Origin of the sequence: Kitasatospora sp. NPDC093558 (assembly GCF_040683475.1) — a bacterium.
Classification (GTDB): Bacteria; Actinomycetota; Actinomycetes; order Streptomycetales; family Streptomycetaceae; genus Kitasatospora.
The window spans coordinates 1-6051 of the sequence record NZ_JBFBDY010000386.1 but is presented as its reverse complement, the minus strand read 5'-3'; the positions used below and the strand labels follow the sequence as shown (position 1 = coordinate 6051).

Annotated in this window: 7 protein-coding genes; 2 read left to right on the top strand and 5 right to left on the bottom strand. The window is 73.1% G+C overall.

Annotation, left to right across the window (positions count from 1 at the left end):
• Positions 1-377: 377 nt before the first annotated feature.
• Both AB0O00_RS27085 and AB0O00_RS27080 read right to left on the bottom strand, forming a co-directional pair.
• Positions 378-1112 carry a class I SAM-dependent methyltransferase gene (locus AB0O00_RS27085; RefSeq protein WP_363656027.1) on the bottom strand — a complete coding sequence of 245 codons (735 nt, stop codon included), beginning with the start codon at positions 1110-1112 and terminating at the stop codon, positions 378-380.
• 57 nt (positions 1113-1169) lie between these two features.
• Positions 1170-1721, bottom strand: a complete 552-nt coding sequence (locus AB0O00_RS27080; RefSeq protein WP_363656025.1) for a PadR family transcriptional regulator — start codon at positions 1719-1721, stop codon at positions 1170-1172.
• A gap of 227 nt (positions 1722-1948) precedes the next feature.
• On the opposite strand from AB0O00_RS27080, the gene AB0O00_RS27075 reads away from it, so the two are divergent.
• Positions 1949-2716 (top strand): alpha/beta hydrolase, encoded by a 768-nt coding sequence (locus tag AB0O00_RS27075; RefSeq protein ID WP_363656023.1) that lies wholly within the window; start codon positions 1949-1951, stop codon positions 2714-2716.
• Between the two features lie 74 nt (positions 2717-2790).
• Complete coding sequence (locus AB0O00_RS27070) at positions 2791-3729, top strand: aminoglycoside phosphotransferase family protein (protein WP_363656021.1); 939 nt, start codon at positions 2791-2793, stop codon at positions 3727-3729.
• A gap of 15 nt (positions 3730-3744) precedes the next feature.
• Here AB0O00_RS27070 and pxpB read toward each other — a convergent pair whose 3' ends face one another.
• From pxpB to AB0O00_RS27055, 3 genes are all read right to left on the bottom strand, one after another.
• A complete protein-coding gene (pxpB, locus tag AB0O00_RS27065; RefSeq protein WP_363656019.1) occupies positions 3745-4371 on the bottom strand; it encodes a 5-oxoprolinase subunit PxpB in 627 nt (208 codons plus the stop codon).
• Positions 4368-5144: a 5-oxoprolinase subunit PxpA gene (locus tag AB0O00_RS27060; RefSeq protein WP_363656017.1), complete on the bottom strand. Its 777-nt coding sequence runs from the start codon at positions 5142-5144 to the stop codon at positions 4368-4370. The genes pxpB and AB0O00_RS27060 overlap by 4 nt, the downstream gene beginning before the upstream one ends.
• A gap of 144 nt (positions 5145-5288) precedes the next feature.
• Complete coding sequence (locus AB0O00_RS27055) at positions 5289-5846, bottom strand: hypothetical protein (protein WP_363656015.1); 558 nt, start codon at positions 5844-5846, stop codon at positions 5289-5291.
• Positions 5847-6051 lie beyond the last annotated feature (205 nt).

Genomic DNA, 6051 nt, shown 5'->3' with positions numbered 1-6051 from the left:
CGGCCGAGGAGGCCGAGGTCCACGCCGCCGTCCGCGGCCGACTGACCGCCGCCCGGGAGTTCGGGCGGTAGGTGGCTTCTCGGCCGCATCGGGCCGGGGCACCCCGTCGGGGGTGTCCCGGCCCGATGGCTTTCCGGTGTTCTCCGCTGCTCTCCGCTGCTCCCGTTGCTTTCCGCGCGGGCGTTCGGGCCCCAGAGTTGAAAGCGCGTTCTACTTCGCGACGCCCGCGTCCGGGGCGAGGATGCCGCCGGCGGACGACCGGGACCCGCGTGGCCCGTGAGGGCGCGCGGGCCCGGCGCGCGGCCGATGGTACGGGGTGAAAGTGACAGTTCTTTGTTCACCCTTTAATCAGGTTTGCGCACCGGGTCCTTGCGGAGTCAGCCGGTGGGTCGGGCCCGGACCCAGGTGCGGTCCTCGGTCAGGTAGGACTCCACCGTCAGGCCGGCCTCGGCCAGCGCCCCTTCGAACTCCTCGGTGCTGAGTGGCCGGGAGCGGAACGTGTGGGTCCAGTGGCCGTCCGGGAACTCGTACTCGGCGAGGACGGTGTTCGAGCCGTCCCCGTTCGGCGTCGACGACACGATCCGGGCCACTCCGTCCGTCCCTGTCAGCTTGCCCTCCCGAGGCACGTTGAGGTGCCAGTCCTCGCCCTCGCGCTGCATCAGCACGCAGCCGTCCTCGGTGACGTGGCGGCGGCAGGTCTCCAGCAGCCCCTGGCGGACGGCCACGTCGCCCGCGTGCACCAGGAAGGAGGCGAGCATGACGACGTCGAAGCGCTCGCCGAGGTCCAGGTGCTCGATCGGGCTGCGGACGGTCCGGACGTCCTCGCGCACCCGGGCCAGCATCTCGGCGGACTCGTCGACGGCCGTCACGGTGAACCCGCGGTCGGTCAGCGGGTGGGTCATCCGGCCCACGCCGCAGCCCAGTTCGAGGATGCGGGCGCGGGCCGGCACGGCGCTCTCGATCAGGTCGGGGATGTCGCCGACCGGGAGGCGGGACCACAGCTCGACGGCGCAGCCGTCCGGGGTGATCGCGCCCGGGCCGGTGCCGTCGTAGCCCTTGCGGCGCACGGAGGGGCCCTGGGGGGTGGGGAGTTCGTCGCTCATGTTCGTCATCGGAACACGGGTGCGGCGGGAGGGGAAGGAGTTCCCGCGGGCCCGTACCGGTTTCGGTCAATTCGCCGCCGGGTGCTGCGGATCCGAGCCCGCCAGGTCGGCCAACGTGCTGTTCAGCCAGGCGAGTTCGGCCTCCGAGGTGGCGCGGGCGATCAGCAGCATGCCACGGCGGAAGGGATCCGCGAACTGCTCGGCGCCCAGCGGGCGTTCGCCCTCGTAGAAGAAGCTCGCCGGTTCGGCGAGGAAGGCGAGGCGGCGGCGGAGCACGGCGGCCTGGTCGGCGGGGCGGTCGAGGTGGCGGAGGAAGGCGAGCAGGGTGAACCAGCGGTTCTCATCGCTGATGTCCAGCTGCTCGGGCTCGCGCAGCCGGTCGAGCAGGGCGGTGCGGCCGGCGGCGGTGAGGTGGAGGGTGTGGCGGGGCGCGGCGGCGGTGCCGGGCTCGGTCTCGCGGACGAGCAGGCCGTCGGACTCCAGGCGCTTGATCGCCGGGTAGAGGGTGCCGTCGCTGATGGGGCGGACGTGGCCGGTGAGCGCGGCGAGGTGGCGGCGCAGCTCGTAGCCGTGGAGGGGGCGGTCGTACAGGAACCCGAGGATGGCGAGCTTCAGCATGGGGCCACTCTGCCAGAAGGATCCCTCGGTGCGTTGGTATATCGATGTTGCTATACCTCGATTTCGAGGTATTGTCGGTGTCGATCGGCGGACGGGTGACAGATGACAGATGACAGATTTCAACATCTGTTATCTGTCATCTGTCACCTGTTATCTGTCCGCTGTCCGCCCGCCCGCCCGACCGACTGCTACTGCCACCTGCCGCCTGCTGCAAAAGGAGCCCCGCGATGCGCCACGCCACCGTCACGCCCGATGGCCACCAGATCCGCTGGGTCGAGCTGCCCGGAGCCGAGCCGGCCCGCGTCTACCTGCACGGCCTCGGTGCCAGCTCGCCCGTCTACTTCGCCGCGGCCGCCGTGCACCCGCTGCTCGCCGGGCGCCGCAGCCTGTTGCTGGACCTCCTCGGCTTCGGCATCAGCGACCGGCCCGCGGACTTCCGGTACGCGCTGGAGGACCACGCCGACGCCGTCGCTGCCGCGCTGCGGGCCGCCGGGGTGGCGGGCGCGGAGGTCGTCGGCCACAGCATGGGCGGTGCGGTCGCGATCGTGCTGGCCCACCGGCACCCCGAGCTCGTCGCGCGGCTCGTCCTCGTCGACGCCAACCTCGACCCGATCGCCCCGGCGGCGCAGCGGCCCGGCAGCAGCGGGCTGGCGAGCTACACCGAGGACGAGTTCCTGGCCGGCGGACGGGATGAAGTCGCCGAGCGGGTGGGCCCGTCCTGGTGGGCGACGATGCAGCTGGCGGGCCCGGAGGCGCTCCACCGCAGTGCCGTCCACCTCGCGCGCGGCACGGCGCCGACCATGCGGGAGATGCTGCTGGACCTGGCGGTGCCGAGCACCTACCTGTACCCGGAGGCCGACGGCGGACCCTCCGGGGCGTCGGGGCTGCGGGCGGCAGGGATTCGGGTGGTGGCGGTGCCGGAGTGCGGGCACAACGTGATGCTCGACAATCCGGACGGCTTCGCGGCGGCTGCGGCGGAGGCGCTCGCGGGGTAGGCCCTCGCGGGGTGGGCAGGCGGGGTCCTCGCGGAGCGGACGAGGGTTTGACGGCGGGGCCTTAGGGTGGAGGCGTGCTCGAAAAACGTGCGTCCGTGGAGGTCCCGAGCGCGCTGGCGCCATCGCTCGGCGAGTTCTTCGGCTCGGAGGGGCGGGCCTGGGCGGCCGGACTCCCCGCGCTGGCGGGGGAGTTGCTGAATCGATGGGAGCTGCGCCCGGACGGGCCGCCCGTGCACGGGGTCGTCGCCCTCGTGCTGCCGGTGCGGCGGGCGGACGGTGAGGCGTGCGTGCTCAAGCTCCAGCCGGTGGACGAGGAGACGGCGGGGGAGCCCGCTGCTCTGCGGGCCTGGGGCGGGCGGGGAGCCGTGCGGCTGCTCGACCACGATCCGGCCTCGGGCTCGATGCTGCTCGAACGCCTCGACGCGGGGCACTCGTTGCTCGACGTCGAGGACGATCGCATGGCGCTGCTCGTGCTGGCGGAACTGCTGCGGTATCTGACGTCCCGTCAATCCATACCGGGGATACGCAGATTGGCAGACGTCGCGGATGCCATCCTCGCGGAGGCGCCCGAAGCCGGGGCCGTCCTCGCCAACCCGGACGAGCGCCGGCTGCTCGCCGACTGCGCGGCTGCGCTGCGCGAGGTCCGGGCCGACCCCGGCGACCAACTCCTGCACTGGGACTTGCACTTCGGCAACGTCCTCGCCCCGCTCGACCGTGCCCGGCGCGGCCCGTGGCTCGCCATCGACCCGAAACCGCTCGCCGGACACCCCGGCTTCGAGCTGCTCCCCGCGCTGCGCAACCGCTGGGACGACGTCGTGGCCACGGGGGACGTACGGCGGGCGGTGCGCCGGCGGTTCGATCTCCTCGTGGACGTCCTGGAGTTGGACCGCTCGGAGGCGGTGGGATGGACGCTCGCCCGGGTGCTGCAGAACGCCGTATGGGCGGCGGAGGACGGGGACGACGCGCTCGATCCGGCCCAACGTGCCATCGCGGAGGAGCTGTTGGGGCGGTGAGGAGGCGACGGGGGTTCAGCTCCCGCGTACGGCCGTGAACCTCACCCGGACACCCGGCGCCAGCAGGGCCGCCGGTTCGCGTCCCGCGTCCCACAGCGCGAGCTCCGTCCGGCCGAGGAGCTGCCAGCCGCCCGGGGACGGGCCCGGGTAGACGCCGGTGTACGGGCCCGCGAGTGCGACCGAGCCGGCCGGGACGGCGCTGCGCGGGGTGGCCCGGCGCGGCACCTCGTACCGTTCGGGAAGTCCGGTCAGGTAGCCGAAGCCGGGGGAGAAGCCGCAGAAGGCGACGACGTACTCGGGCGCGGTGTGGATCCGGACGGCGGCCTCCTCGGACACGCCCCACAACGCGGCGACCTCGCCGAGGTCGGCGCCGTCGTACACGGTCGGTACCTCCAGGAGCGGCCCGCCCGTCGTGTCCGTGGCCTCTGGACGGGCGGTGGCGAGCAGCGCGGTGAGGGCGTCGACGTCGGCGACGCCGTCCAGTAGGACGGTCCGGGCCGCCGGCACGATCTCCTCGACGGCGCCGAGCGTGCCCTCGGCCTGCTGCTCGCGCAGCCAGCCGTACAGCGCGGCGACCTCGGCCGGCCCGGCGGCCTCGACCAGCAGCGCGTTCCGGCCGACCGGCCGGATGGCGGCCGTCACGTGAAGGCCTCCACCCGGACCCCGGCCGAGGCGAGCGCGCCCCGCACCCGCCAGGCGAGTTGGGCGGCGCCGGGAGTGTCGCCGTGCACGCACAGGGAGCGGGCCGCGACGCCGATGCGCTCGCCGCCGACCGCTTCCACCGTGCCGTCCCTGGCGATGCCGACGGCCCGGGTGATCACCGACTCGGGGTCGTGCACGACCGCGTCGGGGTCGCGGCGCGGGACGAGTGTGCCGGACCACGCGTACGCGCGGTCGGCGAACGCCTCGGCGACGACGGGCAGTCCGACCCCCTCGGCGACGGCGAGCAGCCGCGAACCGGGCAGGCCGAGGACGGGGAGCGGCCCGTCGCAGACCGCCCCGGCGCGCAGGACGCCGGCGACGACGGCCTCGGCCTGCTCGGAGTCGGTGACCACCCGGTTGTAGAGGGCGCCGTGCGGCTTGACGTACGAGACGCGGGAGCCGGCGGCGCGGGCGAACACCTGGAGCGCGCCGATCTGGTAGGCGATCTCGTCGGCCAGCTCCTCCGGCGGGACGTCCATCGCGCGGCGCCCGAACCCGGCGAGGTCGCGGTAGGAGACCTGCGCGCCGATCCGGACGCCGCGCTCGGCGGCCAGTGCGCAGACCCGGCGCATCGTCGACGGATCCCCGGCGTGGAAGCCGCAGGCGACGTTGGCGCTGGTCACCACGGACAGCAGGGCCTCGTCGTCGGTCAGCGTCCAGCGCCCGAACCCCTCGCCGAGGTCCGCATTGAGATCGATCACCGCATCGGCCACGCCCGTCCGCCTCCCAGCAGCTGTTGAGCGAGATGGTAGGGCCTGTGCGTGAAGGCCGCGGACCGTGACCCGGGCCGCGAGCGCCGGCACCAGCGCACGCTCCACCGTTTCGCGCCCTGGGGCGCACGACCCCGGGTCGTGAGGTCAGTTCGCGGCGGCCGGAGCACTGAAGGAACGTTCCAGCGGACGCAGTGCCCGCAACACGATCAGCAGTGGAATAACCCCGAAGATTCCGAACGACATGTCGATGAATCGCCAGGCGACGGGGATCCCGCGGAGCGGGCCGCAGACGAGGGCGAGGGGGATCACGGCGCCGCAGGCGAGCACGGCCCAGCGGATGACCCAGATGTTGCGCACCGGGTCCTTGAGCGGACCCCAGAACGCGGCGGCGATCACCAGGTGGGCGAAGGCGAGCCAGTCGGTGCCGTAGGCGAGGAAGGGGAAGCGGTCGTTGGTCTCGGCGACGCCGTCGCGGACGCGTTCGAGCCAGGCCATGGCGGCGGGGAAGTGGTCGGAGACCGGAGCGGCGGGGCCGGCGGCGAAGTCGGCGAGCCAGCGGGTCTCGGTCTCCAGGGGGAAGGCGGTCAGACCGCTGAGGACCAGGCCGACCAGGAAGAACCAGAGCCAGCGCCGCACCCGGCGCAGCGTGGCGTCAGCGTCGGCGTCGGTGTCGGCGGGACGGGTGGCGGGATCGGTGTCCACGGGGCAAACCTCCAGGCCGAAGGGCAGGTGGAGCCTTTCCCACCTGTGCGGGACCGACTCTAGACCCAGGGTTTGAACGTGTTCAACTTTGCGCCGACGGGGTGTGGGCGGGCCGGCGGTACGGCGACGGACGGCGAACTGCTGACAGATAACAGATGACAGATTTCAAACTCTGTTATCTGTCGGCTGTCAGTTGATCGCCGTT